The organism is Rhizobium sp. AN80A, assembly GCF_030053015.1.
Taxonomy (GTDB): domain Bacteria; phylum Pseudomonadota; class Alphaproteobacteria; order Rhizobiales; family Rhizobiaceae; genus Rhizobium; species Rhizobium metallidurans.
The window spans coordinates 1242564-1259611 of the sequence record NZ_JASJPX010000001.1 but is presented as its reverse complement, the minus strand read 5'-3'; the positions used below and the strand labels follow the sequence as shown (position 1 = coordinate 1259611).

The following is a 17048-nucleotide window of genomic DNA, read 5'->3' as shown; positions in this document are numbered from 1 at the left end:
TTTCAGCGGATTCCGGATTTCATGAAGGATTCGATGACGTGGCGCTGCAAGACGAGGTAGATGATCAGGATCGGCAGGCTGGCGAGCGCCGCGGCCGCCATCAGCGGCCCCCAGAGATTGCCCTCCTGGGTCATGAACATCTGCAGGCCGATCTGGACGACGGAGTTTTCCGGCTTGCGGGAGAGGAGCAGCGGCCAGAAATATTCGTTCCAGGCGGAGATGAAGGCGATGATCGACAGCGAGGCGATCGGAGCCCCCATGTTCGGCGCGACGATCTGCCAGAGGATCTTCCAGCTCCTCGCCCCGTCTATGCGCGCCGCTTCGACGATCTCGGTCGGAAAGGAGCGCATGGCGTGATAGAGCAAAAGGACCGCGAAAGCGTGGCTGGCATTCGGCAGGATGAGGCCGGTCAGCGTGTCGAGCAGCCCGAGACGTGACGCAAGCACGTAGTTCGGGATCATCGTGACCTGGAAAGGAACGAGCCAGGAGAGCGCGATCAGGCCGTGGATGACGCCGGAAAGCCGCATCCGCCAGCGCACCAGCGCGTAAGCCGCGAACAGGCCGGTCACCACCTGCAGCGCCGCCGTCGCCGCCGCGACGACCGTGGTGTTGAACAGCATCTGCAGCATCGGGATGCGGGTCAGCACGAAAACGTAGTTCTCGAGCGTCGGATTGGCCGGCCATACGGCCGTCGAGAAGATTTCGTTTTCCGGCCTGAGCGACGTGACGATCATCCAGTAGATCGGGAAGATCGACAGGAACGAGAGCAGGATCATCACCGCATGCACGGCGACGCGGCGGACCTTTCCGGTCTTCCCGTTCAGCGAGACGAGCGGCTGATGATCGTGTGAAGCTTCAATTGTCATAGACCGCGAACCTTTTGGTCAGCCACATGCAGCCCGCGGCGAGAATGGCGAAGCCGAGGAAGACGATCATGCCGGCTGCCGAACTCCAGCCGGCGGACATGGTCTCGAAGCCGTATTCCCAGAGCAGGTAGAAGATGTTGGTGGTGGATTTCAGCGGGCCGCCATTGGTCAGCACGTTGATATAGGCAAAACTCCACTGCGCCCCGAACAGGATGGTCATCATCGACAGCAGCAGGATGGTGGGCGAAAGCAACGGCAGGCGGATATCGCGGATGATCCCCCAGCGGCTCGCGCCGTCGATGCGCGCCGCCTCGATGTAGGAAGGGTTGATGCCGGCATTGGCGGCTGAAAAAAGCAGCGTCGAAAAGCCGATCAGCTTCCAGCCGGTGATCCAGGTCAGTGTCGCCAGCGCGTAGTTCGGATCGGTGAGGAAGCCGATGCGGCCAAAGCCCAATTGTTCCAGGCCAAGCATGATCAGACCCTGGTCCTCGTTCAGAAGCCAGCGCCAGAGAATGGCCGCGACGACCGGCGCGACGATCATCGGCACGAAGATCAGGCCGCGATAGATCATCCGGGCGCGGCCGGTGAGGTCCTGCGTCCAGATCGCCACGAAGAGCGGGATGATCACCGACATGGGGAAGAGGCCGAGGATGTAGTAGAGCGTATTCCAGAGCGCGTTGCGCATGTCCGGCAGCGCCATCAGGCGCTCGTAATTCTTCAGTCCCACATAGCGCGGCGTGGCGCTGGGCAGCATGTTCCATTGATAGAAGGACAGCTGGAAGGTCTCGACCAGCGGGATATAGGTCCAGACGAACAGCAGAACGAGCGCCGGGGTGAGATAGAGCCAGGGCGAAATAGTGAAGGGCTCGCGCTGGCGGCGGGCTCTTGCCGGCGCGCGGGCGATCGTCATGGGTCTGGCGAAATCGGCCTGAATATCGGTCATCGGGGTCCATCCGGATGGTCTTCGGATGCCGGGCGAAACACGCGTGCCCGCCCGGCATTCTTTCCTCGTGATGTCAGGCCTGCGGAAAACGCCGCGTCACCGACAGGCCGTCTCTACGGTCAGGGGCTGTCGCCACTCAGGGCATCAGATCCTGAGCCTGTTCCTGCGCTGTCTTGAGCGTGGCGATCGGGTCGCCATTGCCGAAGACGGCTTCACGGACCGAGTCCATCATCATCTTCTCGACCTGACGGTAGTTCGAACCGGGGAAGGCCATGTTGGCGGTGATGCGATCCAGCTGTTCCAGGTTGGAGCGGAACATCGGGTTTTCCTTCAGCCACGGTCCCAGCTGGTTGGGATCGTCGACGATGTCGAGGCGTAGCGGCAGGTAACCGATCTTGCTGGTGATGATCGTATAGGCTTCTCGGCTGGTCAGGTACTTCAGGAGTTCATAAGAAGCGCGCTGCTTGACCGGATCCTTGCTGAAGACGAAAAGCGCGCTGCCGGAATTTGTCGGCGCCGTCGGCTTGTCGCCGAAGGACGGCATGGGTGCGAGCCTCAGGTCAAATTTGCCGGCGGCCGATTTCTTGACGCTGGAGAGAAGCGCACTCGTATAGAGGAACATGCCCATGTTGCCGGCCGCGAACGTATCGGAGGCGCTGGCGGGATCGATCTTGGCATGGGCGCCGCTGGTCACCATGTCGCGCAGGGTCTTGACGGCTTCAGCCGCGTTTTCATCGGCGAAGGTCAGTGTATTGCCGTCGCGCACCTTGCCGCCGTTCGACATGACGATCGCCTGGTAGACGAACGTGCCGTCCGTCGGGCCGTAGGCGCCCGGGAAGAAGCCGTTCTTGCCGGTCTTTTCCTTGATCGCCTTGCCGGCGGCCGCGACGTCGGCCCAGGTCTTCGGCGGAGCGTTCGGATCGAGGCCGGCCTGCTTGAAGAGATCGGCATTGTAGAACATGATCGGCGTCGAGAAGGTATAGGCGAGACCGTAGGTCTTGCCATCGACCTTGCCGAGTTCGAGACCCTTCGGGATCATGCCCGAAAATTGGTCCTTCAGTTCCGCCTCCGGGACCATGTCCTCGAGTGCGTTGCCGCCGAGATCGCTGGCGATAAAAATCAGGTCGCGGAAGACGAGCTGGGCCACATCAGGCTGTTTGCCGGCGACGATATCGGCCTGCACGCGGGTGATGATTTCGTTGGAGGGAACGGCGATCGGCTCGACCTTGACGTTCGGAAACTTCTTCTCGAACCCGGCGATCAGTTCCTTCGTCGCTTCCTGGCCAACGCCGGCGGAGGCGAGGTTGTAATTGTAGAAGGTGATCGTCACCGGCTTGTCGATGGTTGCCGGCATTTCGGCGAAAGCGCCGAAGGGCAGCATCGAGGCGGCGGTCAGCGTCGCCATCAGCTTGAGAGTGGTTCTGCGCAGCATGTTGCGGGTCTCCGGAAGTGAGATTATTCGGCGGCAACGGGCATTGCCCGGGCCATCAGAAGTTCGAGCGGATAGGTATTGAGTTCGGCGCGATCGGACGGCAGCGGCACGAAGGCCATGGTCAGGCCGGACGGACGGATGGTGCCGATGCCGAAGGAGGCGCCGCGCACCATCCGCAGGATGTCGGTGCGCAGGATGTCGGTGGCGGCGTGCTGGCCGGTGCCGACGACGACAGGAATGCCATGCCAGACCGAGACGCGATCATGATGGATATGGCCGCTGAGGATGCCGATGACGTTGCGGCCCTTCAGCAGTTCGCGGAAACGTTCGGACTGCGGGAAGTGGATGGTGCGCCAGTGGGTCGCATCGGCCTCTTCGCCGAGTGCCGGCGGATGGTGGACGACGATCAGCTTCGGCAGCTCCAGATGCTTGTCGAGCGTTGGCGCGAGCCAGTCGAACTGCTCCGGATCGATCGTGCCACCGATGAGGCCGGGCGTCGTGGAATCGATCGTGACGATATGGATGCCGTCGATGATCGTGTCGTGATCGTAAGGCGCATCCGGATCGGCCGATTCGACAGCCATGCCTTCGTAGAAGCCCGGGCGGGTATCGTGGTTGCCGAGCGCATAGACGATCGGCACGTCGATCTTGGCGTCCATGATCTCCTTCAGCCGCCGGAAGCTTTCCGCATCGCCGCGGTTCGTCAGGTCGCCGCTGGCGATGACGAATTGCGGCTTCGGCGTGACGGTTGCGACGAGATCGAGCACCTGATGCAGCGTCTCTGTCGTGTCCGAATGCAGATGGCTGTCATCGGCGGTGCCGATATGCAGGTCGGTAAGATGGATGAAGGTGGTTTCGCGGCGCATCGGATGCCTCCTGAATGGCAGTTTCGTCAGGAGGATCGATAGGAGCGGTTTGTTTCCCGGTCGTGACGGATTTCGAATGCCGTTCGAATTGTGGAAGACAGGTCAGATCGGCTTGCGAAACATCGGCGCGATCACCTCCGTCATCCGGGCTATGACCAGCTCGGGATCGTCGAGATCCATGCTGAAGTTGGTGAGAAGCTCGGTCCTCGACCGCGAACGCGTCACCTGCGAGCGGATGCCGAGCGCGCAATTGAGGCGCCAGCCGATTTCCACGTCGTCGAGCCAGGGCGCGATCCGTTTCAGGTGCGGGATAAAGGCGCGATGGTGCTCGACGTTGCCGGTGATCCGGCGGTGATGCGGCGCTTCCTCGCGGTGCGTTTTCACCATCGAGGTGAAATGTGACAGCACGGCATAGCTCGAACTGGGATCGAGGCTCCAGCGGATGGAAGGACCGACAAGAGCCGCGATGATCTCCGCCAGATCGGCGGGCTCTGGCGCGCGACGATCGACGGCCTTCCGAAGCAGGCTGAGACGTTCGGCGTTCAGCCGGCGATAGACGCGCTCGGCCACAGCGGAAATCAGCGCTTCCTGCGATCCGAAGTGATAGACAATCGCGGATGGCGTCGCATGCGCCTCGATGGCGATGCGCCGCGCCGTCAGATCGTCCACCGTTTCGGATCTGCAGAGCAGATGCTCGCAGGCATCCATCAGCCTTATGGCAGTAAGATTGGCGCGACCGTGCATGCGTCACTCCCCGATTGGCACAATTCTATGCCCGGTTCGTGTACGATGCATGACAACTTGAACGCCGCGCCCTCTCCTTCACAGGCTGTCAACAATCCCGCACTTGCTGGCCCAACCGCTGCAGCAGCTTGAAAGCGTCGTATCTTTTCCGATGAATATCGGCCGTCGAGCCCGCTCCCGGCGTGAACGTTCCGTCGACGATGGTCAGCATGGTCATCGCTTCGCGGACATCGCGGTAACTGCCGCTGGCGACGGCGCCAAGGATCGCCGCGCCCAACAAGACCGGTTCATCAGCCGACGTTGCGACGAGGGGCTTGCCACAGGCGTCCGCCAGGAGCTGACGGACAAAGTCTTGCTGCCCGGCCCCGCCGCTGATGACGACGGTATCGATCTCGACGCCCGCCTCCGCCTGCGCGTCGATGATCTGCCGGAGGCCGTAACCGATGCCATAGAGCCCCGCCACATAGAGCCGGACGAGGCTGTCGCTATCGCGCTCCATGCCGAGGCCTGCGATGAGCGCGCGGGCATGCGGATCGGCAAGAGGCGCACGGTTGCCCAGGAACTCGGGGACGACGTGGAGACCTGTGACGAGCGAGATCGCGTCGGCCCCCGCCGCGTCGGCGGCGAGGTCGGCAAGCATGACGGGAAGCGGTTGGCCCTTGTCTTTTGCGATCCGTGTCGCTTCGGCGGCGGCTGGATGAAATGAGAGAAGCTGTTCGATCGCCGCGCCGGCAGCACTCTGCCCGCCTTCGTTGAGCCAGAGCCCCGGAACCATCGCCGAATAGTAAGGCCCCCAAACGCCCTGCACGAAAGCCGGCTCGACGGTCGATGTCATCGTGCAGGACGAAGTGCCGAAGACGTAGCCGAGATTGGCCGTCGGCCCGCCGCCGAAGCCGACCGTCCCGATCCCGCCGGCATGCGCATCGATCAATCCGGCGGCAACCGCCGTCCCCGGCAACAGCCCGAGTTCTGTCGCTGCAACCGACGTCAGGCCGCCGCCAAGCGCCGAGCCCGGCTCGACGATCGTCTGGCCGATGCGGGCAAACCCTTCTTTCGCCAGTGAGCCGAGGCCGATCTCTTCGAAATATGTCGGGTCCCAGCGCTGCTCATGGGCGAGATAGGTCCATTTACAGGTTACCGTGCAGGTGGATCGCGACAGGTCGCCGGTGGCGCGCCAGGTCAGGAAGTCGGCAAGATCGAAGAACTGCCAGGCGGCGGCGAACACCTCGGGCCGGTTCTCCTTCAGCCATAGCAGCTTGGGCGTCTCCATCTCCGGAGAGATGCGGCCGCCGACATAGCGCAGCACCGCGTGGCCAAGGGCATTGATCCGCTCCGCCTGGGAAACCGCCCTGTGATCCATCCAGACGATGATGTTGCGCTCCGGGTCCTCGGATGGGCCGACGGGCAAGGGCTTGCCCTGATCACCGAGGACGACCAGCGAGCAGGTGGCGTCGAAGCCCAATCCGACGATCGCCTCCGGGGTCACCCCGGCATCGGAAATGGACTGACGCACCGCCTCGCAGACCGCCCGCCAGATTTCGTTGCTCGACTGTTCGACGATCGATCCCGCCTCGCGGTAAAGCGTGATGTCGCGCTTGGCCGAAGCCAGCATCCGTCCGCCGAGATCGAACACCCCCGCGCGAGCGCTTCCGGTGCCGACGTCAACGCCGATCACGTAGCGCGGTGTTTGGACTTCGTCGCTCATGGTCTCTCATCTTTCTGGCATGAATGGCTGATGCCCGCGCATCGCGCGGAGATCACGGTCTCTAGAGGTCGACGCTGTTGGGGAGGATCACGAGGTCACGAATGGTCACGTTGCGCGGCCGCGATAGCATGAAGAGCACGCAGTCGGCGACTTCCCTTGGCTGCATCAGGCTGCCATTGGCAAGCGCTTCCTCCATCTTCGCCTTCGGCCAGTCATCAAGCAGCGCGGTCACGACCGGACCCGGCAGGACAGCGCCGACGCGTACGCCGTGTTGCGCGACCTGGCGGCGTGTCGAATGCACGAATGCCTGCACCGCGAATTTCGAGGCGGTGTAGATCGGTTCCCAGACAACCGGCACGACACCGGCGATCGAGCTGGTGAACAGGATGTCGCCCGACTTCTGGGCGATCATGTGCGGCAACACGGCATGAACGGAGCGGAAGGCTGCGTTGATGTTGAGGTTCAGCATCCTGTCCCAGGCATCGGGATCGCCTTCGGCGACCTGCCCGCCGATATAGGCGCCGGCATTGGCGTGGAAAATGTCGAGCCCACCAGCGATCTCCAAAATCCTGGGAAGGATGCCAGAGAGTTGCTTGCCGTCGAGAAGATCGACGACGAGAGGGAATGCGCGCTCGCCGAACTCCGCGCAGATTTCATCCAGTCTGTCCTTGGCGCGGTCGATGAGAACGACGGTCGCGCCTTCGGCGTGCAATGTGCGGGCGCATTCGAGGCCGATGCCGGAAGCCGAGCCGGTGATGGCGGCGACTTTGCCTTTCATGAGGTCGGTCATGAATTTACTCCTAGAAGTTTGATCAGGCGCGTCCGTGGCTGACGCGGGAACGACGGGCGAGCGAGTCGACGATGACGGCAATGGCGAGAACGCCGCCCGTGATCATGTAGCGCAACGACGAGCTGAGGTTGAGCAGGGTCAGGCCGTTGGAGATCGCCTGGATGACGATGATCCCGAGCAGCGCGGAATAGGCGCTGCCACGGCCGCCGAAGAGGCTCGTCCCACCGATCACGGCGGCGGCGATGGCGTTGAGGTTGACGTCACCAGTGCCGGCCTGCTGGCTCGATGAGGCAAGACGCGAGGCTGACAAAATGCCGCCGATGGTGGCAAGCGTCGAGCAAAGCACGAAGGCGCTCAGATAGATGCGGCGAACATTGATGCCGGCGCGCCGCGCGGCTTCGCGATTGCCGCCGACCGCGAACATCGAGCGTCCCCATTGGGTACGCGTCAGGCCGTAGTTCAAGACCACCGCGATGGCGACGAACAGGCCGAACATCCACGGAATGCCGCGACCGAGGTTGAGATAGTAGACCGCGAATTCGAGTGCCGCGGTCAGCACGACGGCCTTGATGGCTGTCGCCGCGAAGGGCTGCGACGATAGGTTGACGGCAGCGCGTTGCTGGCGTGTCCGCAGGCCCTTGGCGATGATCACGGCGCCTGGAATGAGAGCGAGCAGATAAGACAGCCAATCGGGCATCACCAGGATCTGGCCGAAGCGGACGAGCGGGGAAGCATAGGGAAGGTTGATGCTGCCACTCGGGCCTAGGATGTAAAGCTGCATGCCGAGCAGCGCCAGCAGGCCGGCAAGCGTCGCCACGAAGCTTGGCATTCCCAGCCGATTGTAAAGCAAGGCGTAGACGGTCCCGATGACCGCGCCGGCCGCGATGGCCGCGATGATCGCGACGACAAACGGGAGGCCGTTGTTCACCCAGAGAACCCCGAGAATGGCGGATGACAGGCCGCTCATCGAGCCAACGGAGAGATCGATCTCGCCGAGCATCAGCACGCAGACGATGCCGAGTGAAATGATGCCGACGGTCGCGCAGTCGAAGAGCAGGTTGACGAGGTTGTTGGGCGCGAGGAACACCGGATTGAGAAGCGAGAAGACCGTCGAGATGACGATCAACCCGACCGCGACGGGAAGCATGCCCAAATCGCCGGATTTGACGCGATCGATAAAAGCGCCGACCATCGCCATCATGCTGTCGTCATGGCGGACGCGTTCGTCGCTGCGATCGAGCGTCGTGGCGGGTGCGAGTGTTGTATCGGATGGTTTCTGGCTCATGCCGGTCTCCCGCTGTTTTCCTGCGCCGTGCCTGTCTTGCGCTCGATGCGGCGCGAGACGGAATTTTCCGTGGCACCCGTGATCGAGGCCACGAGTTCCTGGTTGGAGGCATCTGGCGTGAAGACGCCGTTGTTTCGGCCCAACCGCAACACGACGATGCGATCGGCGACGGCGCGGACGTCTTCCATGTTGTGGCTGATGATGATGACGCCCAGGCCCCGGTCGCGGACGCGCTCGATGAGATTGAGCACCTCGGCCGTCTGCGCGACGCCGAGGGCCGCCGTCGGCTCGTCGAGCATGATGATCTTCGGATTGAGGAGCAGCGATCTGGCGATCGCCACCGTCTGGCGCTGGCCACCCGACAGCGAGGCGATCGGCTCCCTGACAGAGGGGATGCGCGCGGCCAGTTCCCTTAGCAAGGTCCAGGCGCGAACCTCCATCGCGACCTCGTCGAGCGCCCAGGGCGAGAGCTCATGCCCGAGAAACAGGTTGGCGACGACGTCGAGGTTTTCGCAGAGCGCCAGGTCCTGGAAGACGGTGGCGATGCCGAGTTCCAGCGCTTTGCCCGGGCTGTCGAGCGAAACGCTCTGGCCGCAGAATTCGATCGAGCCGGAAGAAGGTTGATGAACCCCCGCCAGCACCTTGACTAGCGTCGACTTGCCGGCGCCGTTGTCTCCCACCAGGGCGACGACCTCGCCCGCCTTGACGTCCAGTTCGATGTCGGTCAGCGCCGAGACGGCGCCGAAATTCTTCGACACGTTTCGCAGTCGCAGGATGGGCTGCCCGCGCTCCGGTACATTGCTTGCTGTGGTGCTCATGGCTTAAGGCCTTTGTACGTCCTTGAGAAACCGGCCGCACGCGGTGCGGCCGGAATGGCGGATCGGCTTTTAGTTGCCGATGCCGAGCTTCTTGCAGCCCTCGGCATATTCGCCGGTGCAGATCTGCTCAGCCGTCTGGATCTTCTTGTCGAAGATTTCCGCCTTGATGTTTTCGGCGGTGACGACGGCCGGGATGAAGAGCTGCGACGGCGTGTTGTAAAGCGTCGTCTTGGCTTCCGGCTTCTCGCCCTTGATGAGCTGGACAGCGACCTGCGCGGCCGCCGCCGCTACGATCTCGGAAGGCTTGGAGATCGTGTTGTACTGGTCGCCCGAGATGATGAGCTGCAGTGCCGCGATCGTCGCGTCGTTGCCGGTGACCGGTGGGACGGGGTTGACACCCGCCGCCTTGAACGCGGCGATCGCGCCGCCGCCGGTGCCGTCATTGGCGGCGACCACGCCCTTGATATCGGCGCCGAAGCGCGTGATCTGGCCGGCGGCCCATTCCTGCGCCTTCGGCGGCGCCCATTCCGGCGTGTCGAATTCGGCAAGCGTCTTGTACTTGGATTCCTTCAGTCCGCGATGGATGCCGTCGCGAATAAGGCCGGCGGCCGCATCGGTCGGCGAGCCGTTGATCTCAAGCACGCCGGCTCCGTCAGGCACACCGGCCTTCTTCAGATGCTCGACAAGCGACTTGGCAATCGCGTAGCCGATACCTTCATTGTCGAAGGAAACGTAGAAATCGGCAGGTTTGTCCGGGATCGGGCGGTCATAGGCGATAACCTTGACGTCCTGGGACTGCGCGAGTTCCACGAGGCCGCGGCGGCGGCCGAGTCGACCGGATCGAGGACCACGACCTTGGCTCCCTGCGCAATCACCGAGTTGAACTGTTGCTGCTGCAGCGACGCGTCGCCATTGGCGTTCTGGTAGACGACAGTGCACTTGGCGCACAGTTTTTCCATTTCCGCCTTGAAGCCCGGAAAATCGTGCTGCTCGTAGCGGGTTGATGCCTGATCGGGCATCAGGAACGCCACCGTGGACGCTTCCTGGGCGAACGCTGCTCCGCCGAGCGCCATCAGCATGGTCGCCGACATCAGGGAAAGTTTGCGATAGGTCATGTTCTCCTCCTTAATTGACCAACGGCAAGGTTCGGCCATTGCCGCAACATCGGCCTGACGCGTGATGCGTCATCGCCTCAAGCCGCGGCTCGACGAGAGCCGCACGGCAAGAGGACCACCAATAGCTGCGAAATCACCTCCCGGTGCCAGCCTCCTAGCTGACACGTATCATCGATTGAGCGCACTTGCTCAATCGATGAAGCAAGATTTGCCACTTCTTTGGTTTGATGTCAAGTTAGCGCCCGATACAGGAGATGAGAATTTTGAGTCTGGACAGGCAGCAGAAGCGAACAACGATCTACGACCTTGCGGAACTCGCGGGCACATCCGCGAGCGCGGTCAGCGCTGTCTTGAACGGAAACTGGAAGAAGCGGCGCATCAGCAAGCAGCTTGCGGAGAAGATAACGCGCATAGCCGAAGAGCAGGGTTACGCGCTCAACATGCAGGCAAGTCTCCTGCGTCGCGAGAAGTCGCACATCATTGGGATGATCGTTCCCAAGTACGACAACCGGTATTTCGGCTCGATCGTCGAGCTGTTCGAGACCATGGCGCGCGACAAGGGCCTCTTCCCACTCATCACCTGCACGCGGCGCGACCCGGCACTCGAAATCGAGGCCGCTCGAACGATGCTGTCGTATCAGGTGGACTGCGTGATCGCGACAGGTGCTACGGACCCCGACAGGATCACCGAGCTTTGCGCCGCTGCAGGCGTGCGCACGATCAACCTCGATCTGCCCGGCAAGCTCGCGCCTTCCGTCATTTCCGACAATTTCGCGGGCGCCCGCGAGCTGACGCGGAGAATTCTCGCCAGTTGCCATCAGCGGTTTGGCTCGATGGAACCGCTGATGTTCATCGGCGGTCGCGGCGGCGATCACAACACGATGGAACGCCTGAGGGGCTTTCGCCAGGCGCATGCGGACCACGGCATAGATATCGGTGACGACAGGGTCATCGCCTGCGGCTACGCCCCCGAAAAGGCGCAGAACGCGCTTCAGGAGCGCGCCGCCAGTGGCCTGCCCGTTTCGAGAGGCATGTTCGTCAATTCGACGATCACCCTTGAAGGTGTCCTGCGCTGGGTGCGGCTTGCCGGACCTGTCGGCGAACAGGACGTCGCCCTCGGCTGCTTCGACTACGATCCGCTCGTGGCCCTCCTCGGCGACAACATCGAGATGGTGCGCCAGGACGTACCGGCCATGCTGGCCAGGATGTTCGAGCTGATCGAACGCGGAAGCTTCGAGCCTAGCGTATCCGAAATCCCGCCGGTTCTAAGGTAAGCGCATCGCCGCCACGCGCTTACCGGCCTCTCACCCATCCGAGATGGCTGCCACGCCGCTTACCTTGCGGCCCAGAGGGCGCCGCGCCTGAATATCTCATACATCTGCGGCACATCGAACTCCTTGGCGGCATGGCCGAGCGACGAGTAAAAGACGCGGCCTTTGCCATACATGCGCTTCCAGACGACGGGCATGGTGACACCATCGATCCAGTAGGCATGTTCGCCAGTGAAAGTCGTCGTCGCCAGCACCTCGTTCGACGGGTCGACATGCATGTAATATTGCTCGGATCTGTAGGGAAAATCAGTTATATCCGCCATAAGGGGATCGTCCGGGCGCGTGACGTTGACGGTGTAGTCGATGATGTTGCCGGGATGGGCAACCCACTGACCGCCGACGATAAACTGATACTCAACGCATTCGCGGAAGCTGTCGCCAGCGCCTCCATGATAGCCGGCAAAGCCAACACCACTTTCGATCGCCTGCGCGAGACCCTTTACCTCGTCTTTCTCGATCTTCGACATGGTCACGATCGGCACGATGAGACTGAAGTCCCGCAGATCTTGGCTGGCGAATATGCTTGTCGTCGGCTCGACCATGACGTCGAAGCCCTCCTTCACAAGGAGATCCCTGACGATAGCCGAGCATTGCTGGGGCTCGTGGCCTTCCCAGCCGCCCCAGACGATCAGCGCGTTACGCATCGTTTTTTCCTCCTGAGTGTTACTTGCCGAGCAGACCGTCGACGAGAGATTGAGAAAGCGGAGCAGGCCGCTCCGTTGTCGTGGTGAGTGTTATCGTGCGACCGGAGTCGGACGCCTTCTGGAAGGCCTCCATGACTTCGAGCACATGCAGCGCCAGATCGCCGTTCGCGCGATGCGGCCGGTTGGACCGGATGGCATGGGCAAGATCGGCGACGCCGAGCGAGCGATAATTGCCGTCCGAATAGGGCTGCCTCACCGGCTGATCGAGGAAGTGGCCGCCTGTCTTCTGAAATTCGACCGTGCCGCCGAAATAGTTCGGATCCGGCACGATCAGCGTGCCCTCGGTGCCATAGACTTCGAGCGGCACGTGCTTGTGGCCGGCGACATCGAAGCTCATGCCGATCTGCACGACAGCGCCGTTGGCAAAAGCCATGATACCGGCGACATGCGTGGGGACGTGGACCGGTATCCGCTCGCCGTTGCGCGGCTCGCTGGTGACGACGCGTTCTTTGCGGGGCTTAGTCGCGAGACCGGCGACCTTGGCGACCGGCCCGAGCAGGTTGACGAGATCGGTGATGTAATACGGCCCCATGTCCAGCATCGGACCGCCGCCGACTTCATAATAGAACGCAGGATTTGGATGCCAGCGCTCATGGCCCGGGCACATGAACGTTGCGGTGCCGCCGACCGGAATCCCGATAACACCCTCATCGATCAGGGCACGGGCAGCCTGATGGGCGCCGCCAAGGAAGGTGTCGGGCGCGGCACCGATGCGCAGGCCCCTGGCCCTGGCGGCTTCGGCCAGCTGCTTGCCTTCGGCGAAGTTGATACCGAGCGGTTTTTCCGAATAGGTATGCTTGCCGGCCTCCAGCGCCCGCAGCCCGACGGCGACATGCGCCTTGGGAATGGTCAGGTTGACGATGATCTCGACCTTGGGATCATCGAGAAGCTCGCCGACCGTGCGGGCATCAAGATTGAACTCCGCGGCCCTCGTTTGCGCGAGTTCGTGATTGAGGTCGGCAAGCCCGCGGATGTCGAGGATCGGGAATGCCGAGGTCATCGCCTTCAGGTAAGCCGAGGAAATATTGCCGCAGCCGACAATGCCGACACCAACCTTGTCCATCACATGCTCCATCAAATCGTCGTTTGAAGCCGGCGCCTGCCCGGCTCCGGGTCAACCGCGTTCAAGCCACTGAACCTCCGCCGGCGTCAGGCTTATCGACGCCGCGTTGAGGCTATGGCGCAACTCCGCGAGCGTGGCGGGACCGATCAACGGGACCACCGGCCACGGCTGGTTGAGCACATAGGCAAGCGCGATCTGGATCGGGTCCTTACCCAGGCGCTGCCCGAGCTCCTCCGCCCGCGCCTTGCGCTGGAAATTGAGGTCCGAGTACCAGGCGCGGGCCAATTCCGGGTCAGACATGTTTCCTGGTGCGGATCGATCGGTAAAGAAGCCCCGGGCCTGACTGGACCAAGCGAAGTTGACGACCTTCTTCTCCCTCAACCAGCTTTTCCAATCGGCGTCGGACGAAGCAATGCATCCGGGCCACACCGGATCGACCATCTCGGCGAGCGAGAAGTTGTTGGAGAGCACGCTGGGCCTCGTTTTCCCCGTGCGCTCCGCGTATTCGATCGCCTGGTCCATGCGCTCGCGCGTCCAGTTCGACCCGCCGATCGGACCGCGGATGCGCCCTGACCGCACCTCTTCATCCATGGCATCGACGAACTCGCCGACCGGAATGTCGGGATTGTCGCGGTGCATGAAGTAGACGTCGACATAATCGGTCTGCATGCGTTCGAGGCTGGTGGTCAGCTGCTTGGCGATCACGTCGGGATAGCAGAGCGGCGAATGGGCGCCTTTTTCAATGATCACCACATCGTCGCGCACGCCCCGACTGCGGACCCATTCGCCGATCAGTCTGTCCTGCGTCCCTCCGCCATACTGGAATGCGGAATCGATGAGGTTGCCGCCCGCCTCGTAGAATTCGTCGAGCGCGATGGATGCGGCCGGAAAGGTCGAAAACAGCATCATGCCGAGCGCCAGCATGGATGTATCCTTTTCGACACCCGGAATATGCCCCCTTGGCACCATCTGCTGCTTGCGGGCGAGCGCCTCACCCGTCAACGTCCGGGTGCGGACCGCCGGCGTTTCCAGCTTGTACTCCAGGCCGATCGCCGCGCGCCACTTGTCCATGACCTTGAGGTTGCCGAGCGTGTCGGCGGATGTCATGCCGGGATAGGCAAACTCGCGTCTTTCTTCGCGGATCGCGGCAGCGGCCGCATCCACCTCGAAGCTGTAGACATGGCGTGGTTCGTCGACGGCGATGTCCTGCCGTTTGCCGGTGGCATCGAACAGCCGGATAATCGCGGTCCCACCCTGCTTGCCGGCGGCAAACCAGAACTGATCGATCTCGATCGAACCCTCCGTGCCGAAGATGCGCAGCACATTGTCCTGCGCCAGCGATACCGAGCAGGACACTTCGGCGATGATGTCGTTCGGGAAGCGCAGGACGGCCGCACTCCATTCGTCGACGCCGGTCGAGCCGAGATGGCCGACCGCGAAAACCTGATCCGGCTCGATGATGCCATGCGGTTCAGCAATGCCGGCGATGAGCCGCGCCATCGAGACAGGATAGCCGCCGACATCGAGAATGCCGCCGCCGGCAAGATCATTGGCAAACAGCCGATGATCCCTCTCGAACGGCTTTGCGAAACCGAAGCTGGACTTGATTAGGCGGACGTCGCCGATCGCCTTGTCCTTCAGGAGCTCGATCAGCTTCAGCGTCAGCGGATGAAGCCTGTACATGTAGGCTTCGCCAAGGAAGGTGCCGGCTTCCCGGGCGGCGGTCTGCATGGCCTCCGCCTCCGCTGCGGAAAGACCGAGCGGCTTTTCGCACAGCACATGCTTGCCTGCCCTTGCGGCCTTGATCGCCCATTCGGCATGGGTCGGATGCGGCGTTGCGATGTAGATCGCGTCCACATCGGGATCGGCAAGCAGCGCATCGTAGCCCTTGAGGATGCGCGCGCCGGGGAAGCGCTCCGCAAGGCCCGGCCTCGACGGGTCCCGCGTCGCGATCGCCTCGACGCGACCGGTTTTCGATTGGGCGACGCCGGCGGAGAAGTCAGCCGCGATCCGGCCGGGGCCAAGGATGCCCCAGCGAAGTCTATCCGTATCGGTCATGTCCTGTTCCTAATCTGTCGGGCCGCCGGCCTTCCCGGCGTCCGGTCGTTTCAACAAAATTGAATGGCGGCGCAGTCGTAGCCGTCGAGCGTAAGTGTGCCGTCCGATGAGGAGCAGGCGGCGATCGTCGTTCATGCGCATCGTCGATCCCAGTCTCAACCGTCGAGGATCGTCTTGCGGGCGCTGATCGTTCGTCCGCCGTCGGATGCGAAGAGGTACAGTTCGGAAGGGTCGAGCTTCAGTGTCACCGGCTGCTCCGCCTTGAAAGGCGCGACATAGCTGAGCTGCACGGTGATATTGCCCGTGCCGCTTTCCGACGCGACCGTGCGAAGGTTGCCGGCGTCGACATAGAGGATCGTCTCCCGACCAAGATGCTCGACGAGGCGGATGGTGCCGCTGACGACGCCGGTTGACGATCCGTCCTGGACCACCGAGATGTTTTCGGGACGAACGCCAAGCGTCAGGCCGGCACCCTTCCGCAACGCCGCCGGATTGGCGAGCGCAACCGTCACGGGCGCAAGGCCCGGAGCTGAAACACGAACCTCGTGACCCGAGACGTCATCGATGGTGACCGACAGAAAGTTCATGCGCGGCGCTCCGAGGAAGCCGGCCACGAAGAGATTGTCGGGATTGCGATAGAGCTCGAGCGGCGAGCCGACCTGTTCGATATTGCCCTGGTTGAGGACGACGATGCGGCTGGCCATGGTCATGGCTTCAACCTGGTCATGCGTCACATAGACCATGGTCGCGCCGAGTTCGGCGTGCAGGCTGGAGAGCTCGACGCGCATTTGCGTGCGCAGCGCCGCGTCGAGGTTAGACAACGGCTCGTCGAACAGGAAGACATCGGGCGAGCGGGTAATGGCGCGCCCGATCGCCACGCGTTGGCGCTGGCCGCCGGACAGTTGTTTCGGGCGCTTTTCCAGCTGGTCTTCAATGCGCAGGATTTTGGCGGCGCGCGAAACGGCCGCATCTATTTCGGCCTTGGGCCGCTTGGCCATGCGCAGGCCGAAACCCATGTTTTCGGCCACCGTCATGTGCGGGTAGAGCGCGTAGGACTGGAAGACCATGGCAATGCCGCGATCGCCCGGCTCCTCGCGACTGACATCGCGCCCGTTGATGAGGATCTGCCCGGAGGTAATTCCCTCAAGGCCGGCAATGGTTTTCAGGAGCGTGGACTTGCCGCAGCCGGACGGACCGACCATGACGATGAACTCCCCTTCGGCCACCGAGAGATCGATGCCTTTCAGCGCGTGATAGGCACCGTAGCTCTTGTTTATCTGTCGCAGTTCGAGGCTGGTCATGCTTCCTGGCTCTCTGCTTTTGAAGAT

General features: G+C 62.6%; 14 protein-coding genes and 1 pseudogene. 1 reads left to right on the top strand and 14 read right to left on the bottom strand.

Features of this window, described 5'->3' with window-relative positions:
• Window positions 1-2: 2 nt before the first annotated feature.
• The 10 genes and pseudogenes from P3R82_RS05745 to P3R82_RS05700 all read right to left on the bottom strand — a co-directional run bounded on the left by P3R82_RS05745 (window position 3) and on the right by P3R82_RS05700 (window position 10564).
• Window positions 3-866: a carbohydrate ABC transporter permease gene (locus P3R82_RS05745; RefSeq protein ID WP_283193362.1), complete on the bottom strand. Its 864-nt coding sequence runs from the start codon at window positions 864-866 to the stop codon at window positions 3-5.
• Window positions 856-1809 (bottom strand): sugar ABC transporter permease, encoded by a 954-nt coding sequence (locus tag P3R82_RS05740; protein WP_283193361.1) that lies wholly within the window; start codon window positions 1807-1809, stop codon window positions 856-858. The genes P3R82_RS05745 and P3R82_RS05740 overlap by 11 nt, the downstream gene beginning before the upstream one ends.
• A gap of 136 nt (window positions 1810-1945) precedes the next feature.
• Window positions 1946-3241 (bottom strand): ABC transporter substrate-binding protein, encoded by a 1296-nt coding sequence (locus P3R82_RS05735; protein WP_283193360.1) that lies wholly within the window; start codon window positions 3239-3241, stop codon window positions 1946-1948.
• A 23-nt stretch (window positions 3242-3264) separates the two neighbouring features.
• Window positions 3265-4107, bottom strand: a complete 843-nt coding sequence (locus tag P3R82_RS05730) for a metallophosphoesterase (RefSeq protein ID WP_283193359.1) — start codon at window positions 4105-4107, stop codon at window positions 3265-3267.
• A 102-nt stretch (window positions 4108-4209) separates the two neighbouring features.
• The gene (locus tag P3R82_RS05725) at window positions 4210-4851 is read right to left on the bottom strand and encodes a TetR family transcriptional regulator (RefSeq protein ID WP_283193358.1); all 642 of its coding nucleotides are present in this window, start codon (window positions 4849-4851) and stop codon (window positions 4210-4212) included.
• An 88-nt stretch (window positions 4852-4939) separates the two neighbouring features.
• Complete coding sequence (locus tag P3R82_RS05720) at window positions 4940-6556, bottom strand: FGGY-family carbohydrate kinase (RefSeq protein ID WP_283193357.1); 1617 nt, start codon at window positions 6554-6556, stop codon at window positions 4940-4942.
• 61 nt (window positions 6557-6617) lie between these two features.
• Window positions 6618-7346 carry an SDR family oxidoreductase gene (locus tag P3R82_RS05715; RefSeq protein WP_112949522.1) on the bottom strand — a complete coding sequence of 243 codons (729 nt, stop codon included), beginning with the start codon at window positions 7344-7346 and terminating at the stop codon, window positions 6618-6620.
• A gap of 22 nt (window positions 7347-7368) precedes the next feature.
• Window positions 7369-8631 (bottom strand): sugar ABC transporter permease, encoded by a 1263-nt coding sequence (locus P3R82_RS05710; RefSeq protein WP_283193356.1) that lies wholly within the window; start codon window positions 8629-8631, stop codon window positions 7369-7371.
• Complete coding sequence (locus tag P3R82_RS05705; protein ID WP_037179379.1) at window positions 8628-9449, bottom strand: ATP-binding cassette domain-containing protein; 822 nt, start codon at window positions 9447-9449, stop codon at window positions 8628-8630. The genes P3R82_RS05710 and P3R82_RS05705 overlap by 4 nt, the downstream gene beginning before the upstream one ends.
• 69 nt (window positions 9450-9518) lie before the next feature.
• Window positions 9519-10564: pseudogene (locus tag P3R82_RS05700) on the bottom strand (sugar ABC transporter substrate-binding protein).
• Window positions 10565-10827: 263 nt separating this feature from the next.
• Between P3R82_RS05700 and P3R82_RS05695 the strand changes: the two are divergent.
• Window positions 10828-11838, top strand: coding sequence for a LacI family DNA-binding transcriptional regulator (locus P3R82_RS05695; RefSeq protein ID WP_283193521.1), 1011 nt, complete (start codon window positions 10828-10830; stop codon window positions 11836-11838).
• A 59-nt stretch (window positions 11839-11897) separates the two neighbouring features.
• On the opposite strand, the gene P3R82_RS05690 is transcribed toward P3R82_RS05695, so the two are convergent.
• The 4 genes from P3R82_RS05690 to ugpC all read right to left on the bottom strand — a co-directional run bounded on the left by P3R82_RS05690 (window position 11898) and on the right by ugpC (window position 17021).
• The gene (locus tag P3R82_RS05690; protein ID WP_283193355.1) at window positions 11898-12539 is read right to left on the bottom strand and encodes a ThuA domain-containing protein; all 642 of its coding nucleotides are present in this window, start codon (window positions 12537-12539) and stop codon (window positions 11898-11900) included.
• 19 nt (window positions 12540-12558) lie between these two features.
• Window positions 12559-13662: a Gfo/Idh/MocA family oxidoreductase gene (locus tag P3R82_RS05685; protein ID WP_283193354.1), complete on the bottom strand. Its 1104-nt coding sequence runs from the start codon at window positions 13660-13662 to the stop codon at window positions 12559-12561.
• A gap of 51 nt (window positions 13663-13713) precedes the next feature.
• Window positions 13714-15720 carry an aldo/keto reductase gene (locus tag P3R82_RS05680; protein WP_283193353.1) on the bottom strand — a complete coding sequence of 669 codons (2007 nt, stop codon included), beginning with the start codon at window positions 15718-15720 and terminating at the stop codon, window positions 13714-13716.
• A 155-nt stretch (window positions 15721-15875) separates the two neighbouring features.
• On the bottom strand, window positions 15876-17021 hold the full coding sequence (gene ugpC, locus P3R82_RS05675) for a sn-glycerol-3-phosphate ABC transporter ATP-binding protein UgpC (RefSeq protein ID WP_283193352.1): 1146 nt from the start codon (window positions 17019-17021) through the stop codon (window positions 15876-15878).
• Between the last annotated feature and the right edge of the window lie 27 nt (window positions 17022-17048).

Excerpts from the sequence above, each read along its gene's own strand:
- P3R82_RS05740 (WP_283193361.1), bottom strand. The coding sequence starts at position 1,809 with ATGACCGATATTCAGGCCGATTTCGCCAGACCCATGACGATCGCCCGC.
- P3R82_RS05735 (WP_283193360.1), bottom strand. The coding sequence starts at position 3,241 with ATGCTGCGCAGAACCACTCTCAAGCTGATGGCGACGCTGACCGCCGCC.
- P3R82_RS05725 (WP_283193358.1), bottom strand. The coding sequence starts at position 4,851 with ATGCACGGTCGCGCCAATCTTACTGCCATAAGGCTGATGGATGCCTGC.
- P3R82_RS05705 (WP_037179379.1), bottom strand. The coding sequence starts at position 9,449 with ATGAGCACCACAGCAAGCAATGTACCGGAGCGCGGGCAGCCCATCCTG.
- P3R82_RS05715 (WP_112949522.1), bottom strand. The coding sequence starts at position 7,346 with ATGACCGACCTCATGAAAGGCAAAGTCGCCGCCATCACCGGCTCGGCT.
- ugpC (WP_283193352.1), bottom strand. The coding sequence starts at position 17,021 with ATGACCAGCCTCGAACTGCGACAGATAAACAAGAGCTACGGTGCCTAT.
- P3R82_RS05690 (WP_283193355.1), bottom strand. The coding sequence starts at position 12,539 with ATGCGTAACGCGCTGATCGTCTGGGGCGGCTGGGAAGGCCACGAGCCC.
- P3R82_RS05720 (WP_283193357.1), bottom strand. The coding sequence starts at position 6,556 with ATGAGCGACGAAGTCCAAACACCGCGCTACGTGATCGGCGTTGACGTC.
- P3R82_RS05745 (WP_283193362.1), bottom strand. The coding sequence starts at position 866 with ATGACAATTGAAGCTTCACACGATCATCAGCCGCTCGTCTCGCTGAAC.
- P3R82_RS05730 (WP_283193359.1), bottom strand. The coding sequence starts at position 4,107 with ATGCGCCGCGAAACCACCTTCATCCATCTTACCGACCTGCATATCGGC.
- P3R82_RS05685 (WP_283193354.1), bottom strand. The coding sequence starts at position 13,662 with ATGGACAAGGTTGGTGTCGGCATTGTCGGCTGCGGCAATATTTCCTCG.
- P3R82_RS05680 (WP_283193353.1), bottom strand. The coding sequence starts at position 15,720 with ATGACCGATACGGATAGACTTCGCTGGGGCATCCTTGGCCCCGGCCGG.
- P3R82_RS05710 (WP_283193356.1), bottom strand. The coding sequence starts at position 8,631 with ATGAGCCAGAAACCATCCGATACAACACTCGCACCCGCCACGACGCTC.